The sequence below is a fragment of the Nonomuraea sp. NPDC049607 genome (assembly GCF_040675375.1).
GTDB lineage: Bacteria > Actinomycetota > Actinomycetes > Streptosporangiales > Streptosporangiaceae > Nonomuraea.
In genome coordinates this window covers 183,570-203,754 of the sequence record NZ_JBFAOV010000010.1, presented here as the reverse complement: position 1 = coordinate 203,754, position 20,185 = coordinate 183,570, and the positions used below count along the sequence as shown (strand labels likewise).

The following is a 20,185-nucleotide window of genomic DNA, read 5'->3' as shown; positions in this document are numbered from 1 at the left end:
CCGGGCCGGCCGCGGGGAGGACGGGCAGGTTCCTGCTCCCGGCCCGCGGCCTGAGGGGGTGGGCCGGAGGCGTACGGGGCGGCGGCCGTCCGTTCGGGCCGGGAAACGCCTCGGGCCCGGCCGGGGGACGGCCGGGCCCGGGAACGGACGCGAGGGTGGCGGGGGAGCGGGGTCAGTCGGTCTCGGTGAAGCCGATCGAGAAGGCGGCGTCGAGGTCGTGCTTGGAGTAGGTGCGGAAGGCGATGTGGGTCTCGGTGTGCTCGACGCCGTCGACCTTGTTGACCCGCCCGGGGATGACCTCGGCCACCTCCTCGTAACGGGCGACCCTGACCATGGCGAGCAGATCCCATTCGCCGGTGATGGAGTAGACCTCGCTGACCCCGTCGATCTCGGCGATCGTCTGGGCGACCTCCGGGATCCGGTCTACCTCGGCCTTGATGTGGACAATTGCCGTGACCATGCATTAACTGTATCCGGTCATCGCAAAGGCCGTCCCTCGCGGTCGCGACGCTGATCAAGGCCGCGATAGGCCAGATCGATGCGGGCCTTGTGGCGGGCCGCGCCCCGGGCGGGCATCGACCACACGCCGTCGACCTCGACCAGCCGCACGCCCGGCGACTCCAGCCAGCGGAGAATGCACTCGGTCTCCTCGGCGCTGGCCGCGTGGACCGGGCCGGGGCCCGGGATGACGGCCTCCGCCATCGCCTTGAGCGAGGCGACGAAGGGCGTGGGATGGGCGCCCTTCGGCATCACGCCCGCCGCGGCCAGGCGGCCGTAGCGGACCACGTGGATGTCCCAGCCGCCGTCGAAGGCCGGGCTGGCGGCCACCAGCTCGGGGAGGCGGGTGACGGCGGTCAGGCGCTGCATGCGGGCCGCCGCCCGGACGAACGCGGCCAGCCGGTCGCGGTCGACGGAGGCCTCCTCGTAGCGCTGCTCGACCGACAGGCGCTCCATGCGGGCCGACACGGCCGTGAAGACGAGCGAGGCGTCGGAGGTCATGGCCCGGCGCGCGCTCTCGACGTGCACGGAGTATTCCTCGGGGCTCTCGTTGCCCGCGCAGGGCGCGCCGCAGCGGCCCATCTCGTGCAGGACGCAGGCGGCCCGCCGGGTGCGCAGGCTGATCGGCTGGGTGCACTGGCGCAGCGGCACGGCCTCGTGCAGGGCGATGCGGGCCTCGTCGGCCAGGCGGGTGCTGCTGAACGGGCCGAGGTAGGTGGCGTCGTCGTCCTTCAGCTCGCGCACGATCGACAGGCGGGGGAAGGGGCCGGCGGTGAGCTTGAGCCAGACCATCTTCTCCGGGAAGCGTGAGCGGCGGTTGTAGCGCGGCTTGGCGCCGCCGATCAGCCGCAGCTCCCTGACCTCGGCCTCCAGCGCGGTCGCGCAGACGACGTGGCGCACGCGCTCGGCGATGCCGATCATCTCGCGGATGCGCGGGCGGGTCTCGGCGGCCGTGAAGTAGGAGCGCACGCGGTTGCGCAGATTGGTGCTCTTGCCGATGTAGAGCACCTCGCCGCGTTCGTCCTCGAAGAAGTAGACGCCCGGCGCGTGCGGGACGGACTCGGCCAGGTGGCGCTTGCGCTGCTGCTCGGGCGTGGGGGCGCGGACGAACGACTTCAGCTCTTCGAGCGTGTGGACCTGGAAGGAGCCGGCCCGCTCGATCAGCCCGTGGAGCACGTCGACGGTGGCCCTGGCGTCCTGGAGGGCGCGGTGGCACGGCTCGGTGGGGCTGCGGAAGAACCGGGCGAGGGTGGACAGCTTGGCGTTGGGCGTCTCGTCGCGGGTCAGCACCCGCCGGGCCAGGTCGACGGTGTCGACGACCGGGTTGGCCGGCGGGGGATAGCCGTGGGCGGCGCAGGCGGCCTTGACGAAGCGGGTGTCGAAGCTCGCGTTGTGGGCCACCAGCGTGGAGCCCCTGATGAACTCCAGGAAGCTCGGCAGCACCGCCTCGATGCGCGGGGCGGCCATCACCATGGCGTCGGTGATGCCGGTCAGCACCGAGATGAACGGCGGGATCGGCCCGCCCGGGTCGACCAGGGTGGAGAACTCGCCCAGCACCTCACCCGCCCGCACCTTGACCGCGCCGATCTCGGTGATCGAGTCTTCGGCCGGCGAGCCGCCGGTGGTCTCCAGGTCGAACACGACGAACGTGACGTCGCTGAGGGGGGTGCCTAGCTCGTCGAGGGTGCCTTGTACCGCGTCCACGTTCCAAGACCATAGAGAGGGGGTCCGACAGTTACTCCGGCGGACCACGCCGGAAGGCGTGTCGGAGCGCGCCGGAATGGCAGGTGGGGACGCGGTGAGGGTGGGCGGGAAGGGCGAAGCGGGCGAACGGGAAATGTGCTCGAATAACCATCTTTCTTGATCCTTAGTTACCCTTCCCTTTATGTCCGCGGGAAGACTTGCCGGCCGCTACGCCCTGCTGCGCCCACTCGGCGCCGGCGGCATGGGGAAGGTGTGGCTGGCCAAGGACGAGATGCTCGACCGCGAGGTCGCGGTCAAGGAGCTCACGCTGCCCGAGGGCATCCCGCCCAAGGAGCGCGCCCACGCGGTCACCAGGGCCGTGCGCGAGGCGCAGGCCACCGCCCGGCTGCGCCATCCCGGCATCGTGGCGCTGCACGACGTCATCGTCGAGCACGAGCGGCCGTGGCTGGTCATGGAGCTGCTGCGGGGCCGTACGCTGGCCGAGACCGTCCGCGAGTTCGGGCCCATGCCTCCCGAGTACGCCGCCCGCGTCGGCGCCGACGTCCTGGAGGCGTTGCTGGCCGCCCACGCCCAGGGGTTGCAGCACCGCGACGTGAAGCCGGGCAACGTGTACCTGACCGACAGCGGCAGGGTGGTGCTGACCGACTTCGGCATCGCCCGGCAGGAGGGGCAGGCCACGCTCACCGAGCAGGGGCTGATGATCGGCTCGCCCGGGTTCATCGCGCCCGAGCGGCTGGAGGGCGAGCCCGGCGGCCCGGCCAGCGACCTGTGGTCGCTCGGCGCGACCCTGTTCGCCGCGGTGACCGGCGGCAACGCCTACCAGGGCTCGGTCGCCGAGCGGGTCAGGGCGACCGTGACGCAGCCGGTGCCGGTCGCGCCGGGTCCGCTCGGGCCGCTGCTGGCCGCCATGATGGCGCGTCACCCGGGCGCCCGTCCCGATGCGCGCAACGTCGTGCACGCGCTCAGGCAGGTGGCCGCGGGCGGTCAGCCGCCGGTCCCGGCGGCCGGTGAGCAGGCGACCGCTCCCCGCCGGGTCGGCCGGCGTGGCCGGCCGCTGCTGGTGTGGAGCGCGGCCGGGGCCGTGCTCGTCGTCGCCGCCGCGGCCACCGGCTTCTTCCTGCTGCGCGACGACGTCGGCGGCGGGACGCCGACCGCGTTCACCGTGCCGTTGGACGTGTGCACCCTGCTGACCCCGCAGGACGTCGGCGGCCTGCTGCGCACCCAGAGCCCGCCCAAGGCTCAGCCGGACGGCGACGAGGTGGGCCCGGAGTGCGGCTGGCCGGTCGCGGGCACCGGGGTGGGCCTGCAGGTGCAGAAGGACTCCGACACCGTCGATCCGTGGTCGATGACCGCCGACACCGCCCGCACCCTGTTCCAGAACCAGAAGCGCTACTGGGCCAAGTACGACCAGGTCGACTGGACCTGGCCCGAGATCGGCGTCAAGACCGACATGCGCTCCACGCGCACCCCCGTCCACGATCTGAAGGGGCTGGGCGAGGAGGCGTTCGCGTTCGAGCTGAAGGGCAGGACGGGCCGCGTCCACTCCGCCCACGTCTACTACCGGATCGCCAACCTGGTGGTGGCCGTCGAGTACGCCACCCTGGGCGACAAGCCGACCGACGAGGACGTCCGGCAGGCGGCGATCAAGGCGGCCAGGGCGAGCGAGCAGGCGTTGCGCCGTGCGAGGTGACCACTACCTGCTGGCCGGCCGATACCGGCTGGTCGAGCAGCTCGGGCAGGGCGGCGCGGGCACGGTGTGGCGGGCGCTGGACGAGACGCTCGACCGCGAGGTCGCCGTCAAGCAGGTGCGGGTGCCGCCGGGGCTCAGCCCCCACCAGCGGGCCGAGTTCGCCGGCCGCGCCATCCACGAGGCCAGGTCGGCCGGACGCCTGCGCGACCCGGCCATCGTGCTCGTGCACGACGTGGTGCTCGACGGCGACCAGCCGTGGATCATCATGGACCTGGTCACCGGCCGGTCCCTGGACAAGGTGATCAAGGAGAACGGCCCGCTGCCGCCGCCGTACGCGGCCCGCATCGGGCTCCAGGTGCTGTCGGCGCTGGAGGTCGCGCACGCCCACGGCATCCTCCACCATGACGTCAAGCCGGCCAACATCCTGCTCGACGCCGACGGCTCGGCCATGCTGACCGACTTCGGCATCGCCGTCCCCATGGACGGCCAGGGCGACGGGGGTGTCGGCAGCGGCTCGCCCGGTTACATGGCTCCCGAGCGGCTCAACGAGCAGGCGCCGGGACCGGCGTCCGACCTGTGGTCGCTGGGCGCGAGCCTGTACACCGCCGTGGAGGGGCGGGCGCCGTTCGAGCGGCAGTTTCCCGCGGCGGTCGCGGCGGCGGTGCTGCTGCACGAGCCGCCCTTCCCCGCGCGGGCGGGCCGCGAGTTCGGCGGGCTGCTCATGGCGATGCTGGCCAAGGAGCCCGCCGCCCGTCCCACGGCGGCCCAGGTCCGGGAGGTGCTCAGCGGCGCGCCGGTGCGCTCGGGTCCGATCCCCGTGCGCCGGCGGCGGTGGCTGCTGCCGGTGGCGGTCGCGTCCGGCGTCGCGGTGCTGGGCGCGGGCGGCTGGTACGCCGTCGGCGCGGCGCAACCCGAGACCGGCCGCTACGCCGCCGCCCCCGACCCCTGCCGCCTGCTCAGCGACGCCCAGGCCGCCGAGCTGATGCGGGGCGCCGTCCGGCGCAGCGCCACGCGGGACGGCGAGTGCCAGTGGGTCGCCGGCCTGGAGGAGCGGCAGGGCCGGCGGATCACCGTCCGCACCTGGATCGAGAGGCCCGACGGCGGCCTCGGCGGGCCGCAGGTGGCGTTGCGCCGGTTCACCAGCGAGAAGGGCACCAGGAGCGCGGCCGAGGGCACCCGGGCGCGGGTGGCCGTCGGCGAGGTCGGCGACGTCGCGGGGGTGGGGGAGGCGGCGTTCGTGCAGCACCGGTTCGAGCTGTTGATGTCCTCCAGCGCGGTCGGCCGGTTCGACAGCACCGTGCTCTTCCGTTCCAGCAACCTGCTCGGCGAGGTGGTCTGGCACCGCGACGAGGTGTCGGTCAAGGCGCCGGTCGACAAGGAGACGGCGCTGCGGGTCGCCCGGCTGGTCTCCGGGGCACTGCCGCGATGACCGTCCAGCGCACCGCACGGGCGTTATCACCATGTGTCCCCGCAAGTCAGGGCAAGCTCAGGAGTGCCAGTGAATCCCGGTAGCGAGTACGAGCCGCCGACCACCCCTCATCCGGTGCCGGGCCGGCGGTTCGAGCCGCCGTCCGGGCCGCAGCAGGGTTCGCAGCAGGGTTCGCAGTGGGGTTCGCAGTGGGGGCCGCCGCAGGAGCCGCGGTGGGCGCCGCCGGCGCTGCCGCCCACCGGGCCGATGGGGAGGCCGCCCGGCCCGCCCACTGGTCCGCCCGGACGCCGGCCGGCGTGGTTGACGCCCGTGCTCGCCGCGGCCCTCGTGGTGGTCGTGGCCGCGGGCGGCGTGGGGGCCTACCTCCTGATCTCCGACAGGGGCTCCGGGGGGACGGCGGCCGGGCCGTCGTCGTCCTCGTCGTCCTCGTCGGCGGCGCACTCCGCGGTCCCGGCCGCCGCCGCGACGGGCCCGGACGTGTGCTCGATGCTGCCCCAGGACGAGGCGGAACGGCTGGCGCCCGGCGCGACGGTGGCCAAGTCGTCCAGGGACTCCGACTACACGGTCACCTTCGCCTGCAACTGGCAGAACCAGCGCATCTCGTTCGGCGAGTTCTGGCGCAGCAGGGAGATCGACGTCAAGATCGACCAGCACAAGGGCGAGGGGGCCAAGACCGGCCGCTCGATGGCCCAGAGCTCTTACGAGATGGACTACCGGGGCGCCAAGTACGGCGCCACCGCCAAGCCCTCGCTCGACCCCGACGAGAAGGAGTACGTCTCCCCGGTCAAGGACGTGACCGGCGTGGGCGAGGGCGCGTTCGCCCAGTACACCTGGCGGCGCGACGGCAAGCTGTTGTGGTACTCCTTCGGCAAGGCCCACGCCCAGGTCGGGGACATGACGATCGAGGTCAAGTTCCAGGCCGGGCAGCAGCGCAAGGACGCCCGGATCCTGTCCAACGAGAGCACCAGGTCCATCACGGAGGACAACGCGATCCGCGAGGTCAGCGGCCTGATCGGGTACTTCGCCAAGGGGGTGGCCGCCTGGCAGGCGCAGCACCCCGGCGTGCTGGCCAAGCCCGACCAGGCCCAGGTCACCCAGAGCCCGACCGCCCGCCCGACGCCGTCGCCCACGGTCCTGGCCGCCTTCCCACCCGCCTGCCAGGCCGTCACGGAGGCCGCCACCCGCCTGGTGCCGAAGCCGACGACGAGGGCGCGCGCCACCGAGTCGGGCAACGACGACGAGACCGAGTGCCGCTGGCTCAACCTCGACCTGCCGGGCACGGCCGGGAACGTCAAGATCCGCAGCATGCTGATCAGCACCCACCGCTTCACCAACCGGGCGGGCGCGATCGACCCGGGCGCGGCCAAGGCGTACTACGCCGGCGAGCGCGGCGGCGACAAGAACACCGAGAAGTCGACCATCGGCGGCATCACCTGGGGCGAGGTGCGCGACCTCGAAGGGCTCGGCGAGCAGGCGTACAGCCAGTTCGTGCAGACCAGGCAGGGCGACGTGTCGGCCTCCAGCGGCACGGTGATCGCCCGTACCGGCGCACTGGTGGTCAGGGTCGACTACTCCGGCGCCGAACGGCCCGAGAGCGAGCCGGCGAACTCGCCCAAGGTCAAGCTCATGCCGCAGAAGGAAGCGCAGGAGGGGGCGCTCACCCTGGCCCGGGCGTACCTGGCCGAACTGGTCAAGCAGCCGGTCGGAAGCTGAGCCCGCGCGCGGCGCGACGCCGCCGGTCCTCGCGTGCCGCGCGGGGACCGGCTCTCTGACAGGAGATCCGCGTCAACAGTTAACAGGGCTGCAACTCGGTTGCAAGCGGGACAAATAGCGTTGTTGACCAGCAAGCCGCCGGGCCGCGCGATCACGCTTGTCCGCTACAGGGGCATGGGCAGCCGTGGTGGATCACGCGGCCTGCCGCTCGCCACCCGGCTCGCGGATCAGGAACGGCTCCAGCAGGCCCGGCACCGCGTGTGCCGCCAGGTCGAGCCCGGCGCCGCGGCCCACGTCCAGGATCTCGTAGTGGCCGCCGCCCGCGGCCGTGCAGGCCGAGACGGTCAGCAGGCCCGAGCGCCGCTGGAAGAACGACTGGCGGAACGTCCAGCCGGTGATGCCGGCCCGGTCCAGCGCCACCGTACGGCGGACGAGCGCGCCGCGGCGCATGACCAGGTGCCGCCGGCCCAGCGCGTGCCCGAGACCGCGACGGCTCTCGGCGGCCAGCCACAACCCCGCCGGGAGCCCCAGGACGGGCGCCGCCCAGAGCCACCCGCGCGGCCACGACGCGGGCAGCAGCCACCAGGCGAGCCCGGCGCACGCCGCCAGCACGACCGTCGTCGCCAGCGCCCGCACCACCCGCCGCCGCCCGGCCGCCGCCGGATGCGGGACGAGCGGCGCGCCCATGACGGAGCCCAGGGGCGGGCCTGTGAGGGCGGCGGCGATGCGGGTCGCCTCGGCGCGGGGGAGCGGGGGCGTGAGCGCGGCCACGTCCTCGGTCTCGTCGTCCTTCTTGGCCAGCCCGGTCGTGACGGCCTTGACGCGGGCGCCGCCGCCCAGCCGCAGCAGCAGCGGTTCGCTGATCTCGACGCCGCGCAGCCGCCGTTCCTCCAGGGTCAGCGAGCGCGTGGTCAGCAGCCCCCGGCGCAGCCTGAGCCGGCCGGGCTCGCGGTCCAGGCGGTAGCGGCCCCAGGACTCGGCGTACAGCAGGAACGCACCGAGCGCGCCGACGGCCGCGTTGAGCGCCAGGAGCAGCGGGACCGCGAGCCAGGGCTGCGTGCTCACCCAGTCCCACAGGCCGGTCGCCGCCCGGTCGGAGAAGTCCTTGAGCCCGACGGCGCCGAGCGCCTTGTAGGCCGCGCCCAGGACCACCGCGGCGCCGGTGAACGTCCAGATCGACAGGGGCGCGTACCGGATCCAGGACCAGCGCAGCTCGGCCAGGGGGCCGTCCGCGGGCGCGGGCGCGTCCTGGCGCAGCAGCGTACGGCGCAGCATCTCGGCCGAGTGCCGGTCCAGGGCGTCCAGCGCCAGCTCGGAGCCCTCGGCCGCGTGCTCGCCGGTGCCCACCTTGACCACGGTCAGGCCGAACGCCCGGCGTACCGGGTCGGCCCGCAGGTCCACGCTGCGCACCCGGTCCAGCGGGATCGAGCGGTGCTGCCGGACGGTCACGCCCGAGCGCAGTTCGAGCCGGTCGGCGGTGAGCCGCCAGGACGTCGTACGCAGCCGGGCCTCCTCGTAGGCCACCGCCCCGGCCACGATCAGCACGGCGGCCCCCGCGCACGCGGCGACGACGCCGCCCAGGCCCCAGTCCTGGCCCACCAGGAACCGCGCCAGCCCGGCCGCCGCGCCCGCGACCAGTGCGAGCGACCTGGCCGCCGCGTTCCACAGGCTCCGGCGCGACAGGCGCTGCCAGCCGGTCACGTCGCGTCCCCGGGCGTCGCCTGGGTGCGCGCGGTGAGCAGTTCGGCCAGCTCCGCGGCGAGCGCGTGGTCCAGCGCCGTGATCTTGACCGCCCCGGCGGAGGAGGCGGTGGTCACCGTGACGTCGGCCAGCCCGAACAGCCGCTGCACCGGCCCCCGCTCGGTGTCGACCTGCTGGATCCTGGACATCGGCGCCACCTTCCACGTGTGCGTCAGCCACCCCTGGCGGACGTAGACCGCCTCGTCGGTGACCTCCCACCGCTGCACCCGGTAGGCCGCCCGCGGCTCGACGAGCGCCACCAGCAGGCACGCCACCGCGAACGCCCCCGCCGCCGCCCCCAGCCCCGGCGTACGGGGCGTGAACGCCACGTACGCGCCCACGGCCGCGGCCGCCACCGGGACCATGAGGACGAGCCACTGCACCGTCCACCACGCCACCGCCCGGCGGTCGGGCCGGTGCCGCGGCGGACGCAACACGGTCCCGCTCATCGTCCCTCCTCCGCCTGGCCCGACGCCCTAGCCACAGAGCCGGCCACCGCCAGCAGCGCGAACCCGAGCACCCCGATCACGACGGCCGCGAAGATCTCGTAACCGTCGAGGAACGGCAGCACGTTGACCACGAGCAGGCCGTGCGCCCATCCCCACCAGCCGAACAAGGTGTTGAGCAGGCCGCCGATCCCCTGCAGGACCAGCAGCCAGCCGAAGACCTCCACCACCGCTTTCATGCCTCCACCCTCGCCGCCGGGGCGGCCCGCCCGCCTCGGCCATCGGTCTGCGGCGACATCGACTTTGGTCGCTGTCGGGCGGTCCTCGGCAGGGCATAACCTCGACGAATGTGAGAGAGCTGCGGGGGGAGGGCGATCCGGCCCTGGAATACCGGTGGGCGTTGCCGTCCACGCTGCTCGGCGACGGCCGCGGGCGGCGGGTACGGCGCTCGACCCTCGACTGGCTCTCCGACATCGCGCTGTTCCTGCTGGCCTGCGGCCTGACGTTCATCAGCCTGGAGGAGATCCGGAACGAGCCCGAGCCGCTGCTGGCCGTCGAGCAGATCGTGGGGGCGCTGGCGTGCGCGGGGGTGTGGCTGCGGCGGCGCTGGCCGGTGGCGTTCGCGCTGGTGACGACCCTGCTGTCGTCCTATCTGGAGCTGGTCGGCGGGGCCTCGCTGGTGGCGCTGTTCACCGTGGCGGTGCACCGGCCGTTCAAGGTGTCCGGGCCGGTCGCGCTGCTGTCGCTGGTCACTCTGGCCCCGTACGTGCTGCTGCGGCCCCAGGAGGACCTGACGCCGCTGTGGGGGGCGGCGTTCGGGGTGACGATCGTGGTGGCCGTGTACGGCTGGGGCATCGTCATCCGGGCCAGGCGGCAGCTCGTCTGGTCGCTGCGGCAGCGGGCCGAGACCGCCGCCGAGGACGCCAAGCGGCTCGAACGCGAGCGCATCGCCCGCGAGATGCACGACGTGCTGGCCCACCGCATCTCGATGCTCAGCCTGCACGCCGGGGCGCTGGAGTTCCGGCCGGACGCGCCCGCCGAGGAGGTCGCCAGGGCGGCGGGCGCGATCAGGAGCAACGCCCACCTGGCGCTCCAGGACCTGCGCGAGGTGATCGGCGTGCTGCGCCACACCCCGCCCGGCGCCGCCGACCCGGTGCCCGACCGGCCGCAGCCGACGCTGGCCGACCTGCCCGCGCTGGTCGAGGAGTGCCGCCAGGCGGGCATGGACGTACGCTTCGACCTGGGCGCCGCGGACGGCGTCCCCGAGGGGCTGGGCCGTAACGTCTACCGCATCGTGCAGGAGGCGCTCACCAACGCGCGCAAGCACGCGGGCGGCGCGCCGGTGGCGGTGGCCGTGGCGGGGGAGCGGGGCGAGGGCGTCTCGGCGGAGGTGCGCAACCCGGTGTGGACGCGGCACGGGCCGCGCATGCCGGGCGCGGGCGCCGGACTCATCGGGCTGACCGAACGGGCCGAGCTGGCAGGCGGACGGCTGGAGCACGGCGTGACGGACGGCGAGTTCCGCGTCCACGCCTGGCTGCCGTGGCCGCACGAGAAGGACGGGGACCGGGGTTGAACGACGGAGGGCTGATGGACGCGCCGATCAAGGTGCTGATCGTGGACGACGACGCGATGGTGCGGGCCGGGCTGTCGATGATCCTCGGCGGGGCCGCCGACATCGAGATCGTGGGCGAGGCGGCCGACGGGGCCGAGGTGCCGCCGCGGGTGGCCGAGCACCGGCCGCACGTCGTCCTGATGGACATCCGCATGCCGGGCGTCGACGGGCTCACCGCGACCGAGGCGCTGCGCCGCACCGCCTCGCCGCCCGAGGTCGTGGTGCTGACCACGTTCCACGCCGACGCCCAGGTCGTGCGGGCGCTGCGCGCGGGGGCGGCCGGGTTCCTGCTGAAGGACATCCCGCCCGGCGACCTGGTCGACGCCATCAGGAGGGTGGCCGCGGGCGAGCCGATCCTGTCGCCGGCGGTGACGCGGCAGCTCATCGCGCACGTGTCCGACGGGGGCGGGCGCGACCGTACCGAGCGGGCGCGGGGGCTGCTCGGGCGGCTGAGCGAGCGGGAGCGCGAGGTGGCGCTGGCGGTGGGGCAGGGCAGGTCGAACGCCGAGATCGGGCGCGAGCTGTTCATGAGCGTGCCCACGGTCAAGGCGCACGTCTCGCGCATCCTGACCAAGCTCGACCTGAACAACCGGGTGCAGGTCGCGCTGCTGGTCTACGACGCTAGCGGGTGAGCAGCTCCTCGATGGCGGCCCGGTGGAGCACCAGGTCGTCGGGGTCGTCCGGCATGGGCTGCTCGCCGAAGTGGATCCGGCGCTGCCACACCCTGGCCATGATGATGCCGTGGCGGAGGGCGGCGTACATTTCGTAGAAGTCGAGGTCTCGGGGCTCGTAGCCAGTTATTTCGCAATATTTCTGGCATACGTCGGCGCGGTGCATGAAGTCCGGCATGCCGGGCAGGCCCATCGTGACCGCGAGGTCCTGGAAGAAGCGGTGCAGGAAGATCATCCAGGAGACGTCCAGCTCGCGCGGGCCCACGGCGGCCATCTCCCAGTCGAGCACCGCCACCGGCGTGAAGTCCCGGTACATGATGTTGCCGATCCTGGCGTCTCCCCAGGTCAGGACGTCGGGGCCGGGGTCGTCCGGCCAGTGTGAGGCCAGCCAGTCGAAGGCCCGCTCCAGCACGGGGATCGGCCGCTCGCCGTGCGCCCACCGGTAGTAGGCGCGTTGGGCCTCGACGTGGGCGCGCAGGCCGTCCCTGCCGCCGGGGGCGAGCGGGCCGAGCACCGCGACGTCCTCGCCCGTGCACGGCGTCTCGTGCAGCGCGGCCATGAGCCCGACGCTCGCGTCCTGCAACCGGCGCCGGTCGCCGGGGGAGGCGTCGTGCAGCCAGCCCCCGAACGTGTACGGCATGACATCGGGCGGCACGTCCCCCTCGGCCTGCTCCATGACGAAGAACGGCGTCCCGAGCGGCGCCGGGTCGGGCTCGAACCAGAGCGGCCTGGGCGCTGGGATTCCAGCTTTCTCCCTGGCCAGTCGCATGATCTCGAACTGGGCGCGCAGATCGTAGGAGGGGAACACCGGAACGGCTTCCTTCGCAGGTGCGAGCCTGGCCACGCACCGCCGGGTCTCCTCGCCCCACGTGGCGGTGAAGAACAGCGTCTCGCTCGACATGCCGTTGCCGGAAGGGCGCGAGAGCTCCGAGACCGCGGCGTCCCCGCCGACCCGGCCGCGCAGCCAGCCGGACGCGCGCTCGCGCAGTTCCTCCAGGTCACGCGTGGACGTGCGCATCTGTTCCGTCACCGCTCACCTCCGCGCCGCACGGCTGCCCCGGCTCAGTCGTATACCCCCTACCAAGCGCTTGTCTAGGTTCAAGGGACCGTTACGGTCAGGTACGCAAGAGCCGTACCCTTGTCTGAAAGGGCATGTCACGAAGGGACAAGTGGGATGAGTTCAGCGGGTGAAGGCCTGTCTCGCCCGCTTCCCGAGCAGGTGCGCCTCAACGTCGTCGACCTGGCGGCGCAGGTTCTCGGCACCATGCCCGCGGTCTCCGTGCCGCCGCCGCTGCGCGGCATCGCCAAGTTCGACCCGCGCAAACGCGCCAAGCTGGGCAGCGCGCCGATCGCCGCGCAACTGGAGAACGACAAGAAGTTCCGCGAACTGGTCGCCGAGTCCGTCGCCGCCGGATGGCCCGAGCTGGTCGCCGCCCTGGCCGAGGGGAGCGTGCCGCCCGCCGCCGACCCCGTGCTGGTGGCGGCCGCAGCTTATCTCACCAGGCCGCCCGGCTGGGCGGAGATGATCGAAACCGCCCGCGCCGACCTGGAGCAGTCCGCGGTGGCGGCCGAGGGCTCCGAGCGCGAGGAGGCGGTGACCCGGCTGCGCGAGCAGCTCGCCGCGCAGAAGACCGCCGCCAAGGAGGAGGCCGACCGGCTGCGCGAGCAGATCAAGGCGGCCCGCGCCGAGAACTCCGACCTGCGGCGCAAGCTCCACGACGCCCGCGAGCGGGCCAAGGCCGCCGGCCGCAGGGCCGAGGAGATGGAGCAGGCCGCCGACGACGCCCGGCACGCCGCCTCCACGGCCGGCAACGCGGGCGAGGCCGAGCTGCGCCGCCTGCGCGAGCGGCTGGCCGACGTGGAGAGGCAGCTCGAAGCCTCCCGCCGGGCCGCCCGCGAGGGCCGCAGCATCGAGGACGCCCGCATCAGGGTGCTGCTCGACGCGCTCCAGGACGCCTCGGCCGGGCTGCGCAGGGAGCTGGCGCTGCCCACCACGATCAGCAAGCCCGCCGACTCGGTCGCGGCCAGCACCGGCGAGCGTCCCGGGGTGCGCGGCGTGCCGGCGCGGGCCCTGGCCGACGACGACCCGCAGCTCCTCGACCAGCTCCTGGCGCTGCCGCAGGTCCATCTGATCATCGACGGCTACAACGTCACCAAGACCGGCTACGGCACGTTCACCCTCGCCGACCAGCGCAACCGGCTGATGACCGGCCTCGGCGGCCTGGTCGCGCAGACCCGCGTCGAGGTGACGGTGGTCTTCGACGGTGCAGAGCTCAACGCGCCCGTGCAGGTGGTGGCGCCGCGCGGGGTGCGGGTGCTGTTCAGCGCGCCGGGGGAGATCGCCGACGACCTCATCCGCCGGCTCGTCCGCGCCGAGCCGCCCGGCCGGGCCATCGCCGTCGTCTCCTCCGACCGGGAGGTGGCCGAGTCCGTCCGCCGGATGGGCGCCAGACCCGTTCCGTCGGGTCTGCTGCTGCGCCGGTTGGGCCGCGCATAAGTTACGAATTAGCACTATTGGCGAGACCCCACTCGCCACTTCTGTACTATTTCGCCCCAGGTGTAATCCCTGGGAGGCGACGCTGTGAGGTTTGGCCGGGTCACGTTGGCGGCGGGTCTCGCGATCGGGCTGATGACGGTCCCGATGGGTGCGGCGCTCGCTGATCCCAAGCCCACTCTCAAGCAGGCCAAGGCCAAGCTGGAGAAGCTGAACGACAAGGCCGACAAGGTCGTCGACCGGTACAACACGGCGACCGAGGAGTACAAGAAGGCCAAGAACGCCTACACCAAGCTGAACGACCGCTACAAGCAGAAGCTGCAGACGGTCGCCGACCTGCGGGCCGACATCATCAGGGCGGCGGTGGACTCGTACAAGCTGGGCGGGGACGTCGCGTCCCTGCCGGGCTTGATGGGCGCGGACGACCCCGAGAACCTGCTGGCCGGGATGGCCATGGCCGGGCAGCTCTCGCGCGAGCGGCTGGAGAAGCTGGCCGCCTTCGACCGCGAGAACAAGGGGCTCAAGGTCGAGCGCGACAACGCCGAGACCGCCCTGGCGGACGCCGACAAGGAGCGGGACGCGGTCCAGAAGGAGCGCGCCGAGGTCCTGAAGCTGGTCGGCGAGCAGAAGAAGCTCCTGGACAAGCTGGGGGCCTACAACCCGGGCAACCCCAACAGCACCGGCATCAAGTACACCGGTCCCGCCTCGGGCAACGCGGCCGCCGTTCTGCGCTTCGCCTTCGCCCAGGTCGGCAAGCCGTACATCTTCGGGGGCACGGGCCCGCGCGGCTACGACTGCTCAGGGCTGACCCAGGCCGCCTGGCGCGCGGCCGGCGTCTCGTTGCCGCGTACGACGTGGCAGCAGTGGGCCTGGGGCTCCGGACGCAAGGTGGACATCAAGGACCTCCAGCCCGGGGACCTCATCTTCAGCGAGGGGCTGGGGCACGTCAGCATCTACGCGGGCGGGGGCAAGATCGTCCACGCGCCGCAGACGGGCGACGTCGTGAAGGTCGTCCGGCTCTCGGACTACCGCCGCCCGCTGGTCGGAGCCATCCGCCCCTGACCTCCGGTCCACCGGGACTCCTCCCGACACTCGCCCTCGGCCGCCCGTCTCGCAGGCCGCAGGGACCACCGGCGTGCCCGCTCGGCCCGCCGGTGGGACGAAGGGGACAAAAGGTGTCAAAGGGCCCTGACAAGCGCCTGCGTCAGGAAGTGTGAGAAGGGTCACATTTAGGTAACGGAGCCTGTGGCTCCAGCAGGGGTTTCGTCCCTTACTCGTGCCTTTATTTGATCTTTACAACCTGACTCCCCCTTTGCACTTTCTTGACCCCTCGGCGTAGTTTCTGGCGTCGCGGTCGGCAAGCCATGCGAGCCGCGAATCGACATCGGAACCCCCGATGTGGACCACATAAAAATCCGTCGGTCGCCGCCGATATCCCCATTCAGGCATATCAATCGAGTGGCGACCTGCCGAGTCCGTGCAGCCAGGAGGCACGGAGCCGGGGACCCAAAGATCCCGTCATCCCCCGGGATCAGGGGTGAATCGGCGCGTTCAGCGCCGTAGGGCGACTTCCAGGCCCGAATCCGTCAGCTAACCCGGTAGGCGTTCGTGGAAGACACAAGGAGAAATCCTGTCTACCTCCCTGCATAACCCCCGTCTGTCCCGTCTCGCCCTGAAGGGCGCCGCACTCACGATGACCGTGACGGCCGGAGGTGCGGTTCTCCATGCCGTGCCGGCCGGGGCGCAGACGGTGAGCGAATCGGCCGTCAGGCTCACCGCGGTGTCCAGCACCGCCGAGACGGCCACCACCAGGTCGGCCAAGGCGGCGAAGAGCGCCAGGTCGGCCAAGGCGGCGAAGGCCGCCAGGCAGAAGGTGAGGGCCCACAAGGCCGTCGCCGTCGCCAAGCACCAGATCGGCGACCCGTACCGGTACGGGGCCACGGGTCCTGGTGCGTTCGACTGCTCCGGACTCGTCCAGTACGCCTGGAAGAAGGCCGGGGTGCGACTCCCGCGCGTGACGAGCAGCCAGTTCGCCCGCATTCGGCACAAGGTCTCCTGGCGGAAGCTCAAGCCGGGCGACCTGATGTTCTTCAACGGGCTGGGCCACGTCGGCATGTACGTCGGCCACGGCAAGATGATCCATTCGCCGAGGACCGGCGAACGGGTGCGCATCGACAAACTGGGCGGATGGCGGAAGTCGTCGTTCGTCGGCGCGGTGCGTCCCGGCGCGTGACAACAGGCCCCGCCCGGACCCTCCCCGGTCCGGGCCGGGGCCTGTCGCATGTCCGGCTTCCTGCTGCGAACCGCAGGTCCCGCCTTGCGGAGAGGGCGTGGGCCCGGTCTCGTGAAGGGGGCGTGCGGGCCGCGGGCCGACTAGCATCGGGCCGTGTCCTCGCAGGTGCGTCCGTCCCTCCGCGGTCCGCGTCTGCTCCTGCCCGTCCTGCTGCTGGCGGCGGTTCTCGTGGTCGCCGACGCGCCGCCCGGCGCCGTCCTGCCCGCCGGGGCGCGCGATCTGTGGGCCGGCGGCGGTCAGGTGGTCCGCGGCGGACGGTCCGTGGTCGTGGGGCATCGCGCCGAGCCCGGCGTGCTCGCCGATCTCGCCCGGCGCGCCGACCTCGCCGGTCGGCGGGTGTCCGCGCTGCTCGGCCGGCCGGTACGCGCGCTGGTCGTCGTACCGGACTCCGACGCCGAGGCGGCCGGGCTGGCGGGCACGGGCCCGCTGGACGGGCTGGCCGCGGTGGCCGACGGCCCGAGGGTGATCATCGTCCCCGGCTCCTTCGCGCGGCTCACCCCCACCGGACGCGACGTCGTCCTCACCCACGAGCTCACGCACGTCGCCGCGGGCACCGACCGGCTGCCCGTCTGGCTCTACGAAGGATTCGCCGACTACGTGGCCTACCGCGACGCCGGACTCCCCGTCAGGACGGCCGCCGCCGAACTCGCCGCCGAAGTACGGGCCGGCCGGCTGCCGAGCGAGTTGCCCGGAGCCGCGGCTTTCGCCCCCACGGCAGCCGACCCCGGACGGCTCGCGCGGGCGTACCAGGAGGCCTGGATGGCGTGTCGCTTCCTCGCAGACCGGTTCGGTGACGGGACCCTGGTACGGCTCTACCGTGATGCCCGCGTGGCCGGCGTCGATCAGGCGCTCGCCTCCGTGGGGCTGACCGCCGAGACACTGGCGGCACGGTGGCGCGAGTACGTACGAGAGCAGCTCGCGTGAAGGGGAGGCAGATGAGCGAGCGGAACGACCCGCCCCGGGAGGGGGACGAGCCCGCGGGAGCGGTCGCCAGAGGGGCCGACGAGCCCGGTACGGCGGTCGCGGCGGGCCACGGTGGCGGTGTGGCCATCAGGGACGACGAGGACGGGCGCCCCGGCGACGGCGGCCCGCCGGAACCCTCCGGCACCACCGAACCCCCTGAGTCCCCAGGTCACCCCGACGACCCGGACGACCCGGACACCTCCGGTCCCACCCCCGGCGAACGCCCCGACGCGGACGCCGACCCCGACACCGAGGACCCCCGCCACCTCCATCCCCCCACCCCCGACGAGCGCCCCCACGCGAAGGACGCCGAGAACCCCGCCGAGAACCCCGCCGAGAACCCCGCCGAGAACTCCGCCGAGAGCGCGGACGCCCCGGGCAAGCCCGGCAAGGGCCGAGGCGACGGCAAGGGCGGCAAGGGCGGCAAGCGTGGCAAGGGTGGTAAAGGCGGAAAGGACGGCGCGGGCCGCCCCGGCGACCCGTCGGACAGCACCACCACCCCCGAGGACGCCCCCGACGACGCCGACCCCCGTCCCGGCCCCGGCGACCTGGTAGGAACGGCGGAACACCTGATCGCCCGAGAACGGCAACGCGCCGAATCCCGCTCCAGGCGCGCCGCCGGCATCGCCCTGGCCCTGGTCGGCGGCGTGATCCTGGCCGTGGCCGCGTTCACCACCCCGTGGCGGGTCCTGGCCGCCGGCGCGCCCGCCGTCACCCCCGACCCCGCCCGCGACTTCAGCGCCGCCCAGATCGCCAGGGCGCAGGCGTTCGACGCCGCCACCTCCCTGCCCGGCTACATCTCGCTCGGCATCACGGTCCTGTTCGCCGGGCTGCTGGTCCTGACGCCGTTCGTGGCGAAGGTGCTGGGGGTGCTCAGGGGCCCGTGGTGGGTGCGGGTGGTCCTCGGCGTGGTGGTGCTCACCGCGATCACCGAGGTGCTGCGGTGGCCGCTCGGCATGTGGTTCGAGACGATCCTGCGCGACTACGGCCTGTCCACCCAGGACTGGGCGGGCTGGACCGTCGACCGGCTCAAGAACACCGGCGTCGGCGTGGTGCTGCTGTCCGTCATGCTGCTCGCCCTGGTGGCGCTGGCGCGCAAGGTGCGCCGCTGGTGGATCCCGGCCGCCGTGGGCGCGTTCGCGCTCACGCTGGGCGTGTCGTACGTCTACCCGGTGGTGTTCGAGCCGCTGTTCAACGACTTCACCTCCATGCCGCAGGGCTCGCTGCGGTCGGACCTGCTGGCCATGGCCGAGCGGGACGGCGTCCCGGTCAAGGACGTGCTGGTCGCCGACGCCTCGCGGCGCACCACGGCGCTCAACGCGTACGTGTCGGGCTTCGGGGCCACGCGCCGGATCGTCGTCTACGACACGCTGCTGAAGGCGCCGGAGTCGGAGGTCGAGCTGGTGGTCGCGCACGAGCTGGGCCACGCCAAGCACGCCGACGTGCTCGACGGCACCCTGCTCGGCGGCCTGCTGGCCGGGTGGGGCACGATCGTCCTGTTCCTGCTGGTCGGCCCGCTGCGGCGGCGTACGGGGATCGCCTCGGTCGCCGACCCGCGGGCGATCGGCGTGCTCATGGGCCTGATGACCCTGGGCTCGATGGTCACCGACCCGGCCCAGAACCTGATCACGCGGCACGTGGAGGCGCGGGCCGACGTGCACGCCCTCGACCTCACCAGGGACCCGGCCACGTTCGTCGCGATGCAAAAACGCCTGGCCATAACCAACATTTCCGACTTGTCGCCGGATGCGGTGGAATATGTGCTCTATGCCTCCCATCCCTCCACCCCCGAGCGCATCGCCCTGGCCCGGTCGTGGGCGAAGCTGAACGGCGTCCCCGAACCGTGACCAACGTGGTCTTCGTGACGAACGACTTCCCGCCCAGACCGGGCGGCATCCAGTCGTTCGTGCACGGACTCGCGCTCCGCACACCGGGTGTGGCGGTCTACGCCCCCACCTGGCCGGGGTGCGAGGAGTTCGACCGGCGTCAGCCGTACCGGGTCGTACGGCACCCGACGCGGCTGATGCTGCCCACTCCGGCCGTCGCGCGCACGGCGGCCGGGCTGGTGGCCGAGCACCGCGCCGAGACCGTGGTCTTCGGCGCGGCCGCGCCGCTCGGCCTGCTCGCGCCGCGCCTGCGCGCGGCGGGCGCGCGGCGGGTGGTGATGCTCACCCACGGCCACGAGGCGTCGTGGGCGGGCGCGCCGGGCTTCCGTTCGGTGCTGCGCAGGATCGGCGCGCACGCCGACGTGGTCACCTACCTGGGCGACTACACGCGCGAGCGCCTGGCGGCGGCGATCCCCGCGCACAAGCTCGTACGCCTGGCGCCCGGCGTCGACGCCGGCCAGTTCCACCCGCGGGCCGCCAAGGCGGCGCTGGGCCTCGACGGCCGGCCGGTGGTCGCCTGCGTGTCCAGGCTGGTCCCGCGCAAGGGCCAGGACCAGCTCATCCGGGCCTGGCCCCGCGTGCTGCGCGCGGTGCCGGGCGCGGTGCTGCTGCTGGTGGGCGGCGGCCCGTACCGGTCGCGGCTGGAGCGCATGGCGGGCGGCCGCGAGTCGATCAGGTTCACCGGTACGGTCCCCGCCGCGAGCCTGCCCGGCTACTACGCGGCGGCGGACGTCTTCGCCATGCCCTGCCGCACCCGCTGGAACGGCGTGGACGTCGAGGGCCTCGGGATCGTCTTCCTGGAGGCGTCGGCGACCGGCCTGCCGGTGGTCGCGGGCAACTCCGGCGGCGCGCCGGACGCCGTACGCCCGGGGGAGACCGGCCTGGTCGTGGACGGCGAGGACGTCGCGGACGTCGCCCAGGCCGTTGTCGACCTGCTCGCCGACCCGGCGCGGGCGCGCAAGATGGGCGCGTGCGGCCGGGACTGGATCACCCGCGAGTGGACGTGGGACCAGGTCGCCACCCGCTTCCATGCCCTTCTCTGAGCC

17 protein-coding genes and 1 riboswitch are annotated in these 20,185 nt (G+C 73.3%); of the genes, 11 read left to right on the top strand and 6 right to left on the bottom strand.

Features of this window, described 5'->3' with window-relative positions; all coding sequences use genetic code 11:
• Positions 1 to 172: 172 nt before the first annotated feature.
• Positions 173 to 460, bottom strand: coding sequence for an Lrp/AsnC ligand binding domain-containing protein (locus AB0J97_RS21850; RefSeq protein WP_357700639.1), 288 nt, complete (start codon positions 458 to 460; stop codon positions 173 to 175).
• 17 nt (positions 461 to 477) lie between these two features.
• The gene (locus tag AB0J97_RS21845) at positions 478 to 2,202 is read right to left on the bottom strand and encodes a DEDD exonuclease domain-containing protein (protein ID WP_357700637.1); all 1,725 of its coding nucleotides are present in this window, start codon (positions 2,200 to 2,202) and stop codon (positions 478 to 480) included.
• Between the two features lie 181 nt (positions 2,203 to 2,383).
• On the opposite strand from AB0J97_RS21845, the gene AB0J97_RS21840 reads away from it, so the two are divergent.
• The 3 genes from AB0J97_RS21840 (at position 2,384) to AB0J97_RS21830 (ending at position 7,034) form a co-directional block, all read left to right on the top strand.
• Entirely contained in the window at positions 2,384 to 3,892 is a 1,509-nt protein-coding gene (locus AB0J97_RS21840) for a serine/threonine-protein kinase (RefSeq protein WP_364091373.1), read from the top strand.
• On the top strand, positions 3,882 to 5,321 hold the full coding sequence (locus AB0J97_RS21835) for a serine/threonine-protein kinase (RefSeq protein ID WP_364091371.1): 1,440 nt from the start codon (positions 3,882 to 3,884) through the stop codon (positions 5,319 to 5,321). Before AB0J97_RS21840 ends, AB0J97_RS21835 begins: the two co-directional genes overlap by 11 nt.
• Positions 5,322 to 5,390: 69 nt before the next feature.
• Positions 5,391 to 7,034: a hypothetical protein gene (locus AB0J97_RS21830; protein ID WP_364091369.1), complete on the top strand. Its 1,644-nt coding sequence runs from the start codon at positions 5,391 to 5,393 to the stop codon at positions 7,032 to 7,034.
• A 192-nt stretch (positions 7,035 to 7,226) separates the two neighbouring features.
• On the opposite strand, the gene AB0J97_RS21825 is transcribed toward AB0J97_RS21830, so the two are convergent.
• The 3 genes from AB0J97_RS21825 to AB0J97_RS21815 are packed head-to-tail and all read right to left on the bottom strand — an operon-like array spanning position 7,227 to position 9,459.
• The gene (locus tag AB0J97_RS21825) at positions 7,227 to 8,735 is read right to left on the bottom strand and encodes a PH domain-containing protein (protein WP_364091367.1); all 1,509 of its coding nucleotides are present in this window, start codon (positions 8,733 to 8,735) and stop codon (positions 7,227 to 7,229) included.
• The gene (locus AB0J97_RS21820; RefSeq protein ID WP_364091365.1) at positions 8,732 to 9,223 is read right to left on the bottom strand and encodes a PH domain-containing protein; all 492 of its coding nucleotides are present in this window, start codon (positions 9,221 to 9,223) and stop codon (positions 8,732 to 8,734) included. The genes AB0J97_RS21825 and AB0J97_RS21820 overlap by 4 nt, the downstream gene beginning before the upstream one ends.
• Positions 9,220 to 9,459 (bottom strand): hypothetical protein, encoded by a 240-nt coding sequence (locus AB0J97_RS21815; protein ID WP_364091363.1) that lies wholly within the window; start codon positions 9,457 to 9,459, stop codon positions 9,220 to 9,222. Before AB0J97_RS21815 ends, AB0J97_RS21820 begins: the two co-directional genes overlap by 4 nt.
• Positions 9,460 to 9,569: 110 nt before the next feature.
• Between AB0J97_RS21815 and AB0J97_RS21810 the strand changes: the two genes are divergently transcribed.
• Both AB0J97_RS21810 and AB0J97_RS21805 read left to right on the top strand, forming a co-directional pair.
• A complete protein-coding gene (locus tag AB0J97_RS21810) occupies positions 9,570 to 10,793 on the top strand; it encodes a histidine kinase (RefSeq protein ID WP_357700623.1) in 1,224 nt (407 codons plus the stop codon).
• A gap of 14 nt (positions 10,794 to 10,807) precedes the next feature.
• Positions 10,808 to 11,464, top strand: coding sequence for a response regulator transcription factor (locus AB0J97_RS21805; protein ID WP_364091361.1), 657 nt, complete (start codon positions 10,808 to 10,810; stop codon positions 11,462 to 11,464).
• Here the strand turns inward: AB0J97_RS21805 and AB0J97_RS21800 are convergent.
• On the bottom strand, positions 11,454 to 12,533 hold the full coding sequence (locus AB0J97_RS21800) for a phosphotransferase family protein (RefSeq protein ID WP_364091359.1): 1,080 nt from the start codon (positions 12,531 to 12,533) through the stop codon (positions 11,454 to 11,456). The genes AB0J97_RS21805 and AB0J97_RS21800 overlap by 11 nt on opposite strands.
• A 144-nt stretch (positions 12,534 to 12,677) precedes the next feature.
• Here AB0J97_RS21800 and AB0J97_RS21795 point away from each other — a divergent pair, with 144 nt between their 5' ends.
• The 6 genes from AB0J97_RS21795 to AB0J97_RS21770 all read left to right on the top strand — a co-directional run bounded on the left by AB0J97_RS21795 (position 12,678) and on the right by AB0J97_RS21770 (position 20,182).
• A complete protein-coding gene (locus AB0J97_RS21795; RefSeq protein WP_364091357.1) occupies positions 12,678 to 14,000 on the top strand; it encodes an NYN domain-containing protein in 1,323 nt (440 codons plus the stop codon).
• A 132-nt stretch (positions 14,001 to 14,132) separates the two neighbouring features.
• Positions 14,133 to 15,059 carry an NlpC/P60 family protein gene (locus AB0J97_RS21790; protein WP_364091355.1) on the top strand — a complete coding sequence of 309 codons (927 nt, stop codon included), beginning with the start codon at positions 14,133 to 14,135 and terminating at the stop codon, positions 15,057 to 15,059.
• 395 nt (positions 15,060 to 15,454) lie between these two features.
• Positions 15,455 to 15,617: riboswitch (cyclic di-AMP (ydaO/yuaA leader) on the top strand.
• Between the two features lie 130 nt (positions 15,618 to 15,747).
• Positions 15,748 to 16,230, top strand: coding sequence for a C40 family peptidase (locus tag AB0J97_RS21785; RefSeq protein WP_364091353.1), 483 nt, complete (start codon positions 15,748 to 15,750; stop codon positions 16,228 to 16,230).
• A 153-nt stretch (positions 16,231 to 16,383) separates the two neighbouring features.
• Positions 16,384 to 17,214, top strand: coding sequence for a hypothetical protein (locus AB0J97_RS21780; RefSeq protein WP_364091351.1), 831 nt, complete (start codon positions 16,384 to 16,386; stop codon positions 17,212 to 17,214).
• Between the two features lie 11 nt (positions 17,215 to 17,225).
• Entirely contained in the window at positions 17,226 to 19,100 is a 1,875-nt protein-coding gene (locus AB0J97_RS21775) for a M48 family metalloprotease (RefSeq protein ID WP_364091349.1), read from the top strand.
• Positions 19,097 to 20,182 (top strand): glycosyltransferase family 4 protein, encoded by a 1,086-nt coding sequence (locus AB0J97_RS21770; protein WP_364091347.1) that lies wholly within the window; start codon positions 19,097 to 19,099, stop codon positions 20,180 to 20,182. Before AB0J97_RS21775 ends, AB0J97_RS21770 begins: the two co-directional genes overlap by 4 nt.
• Positions 20,183 to 20,185: the final 3 nt, after the last annotated feature.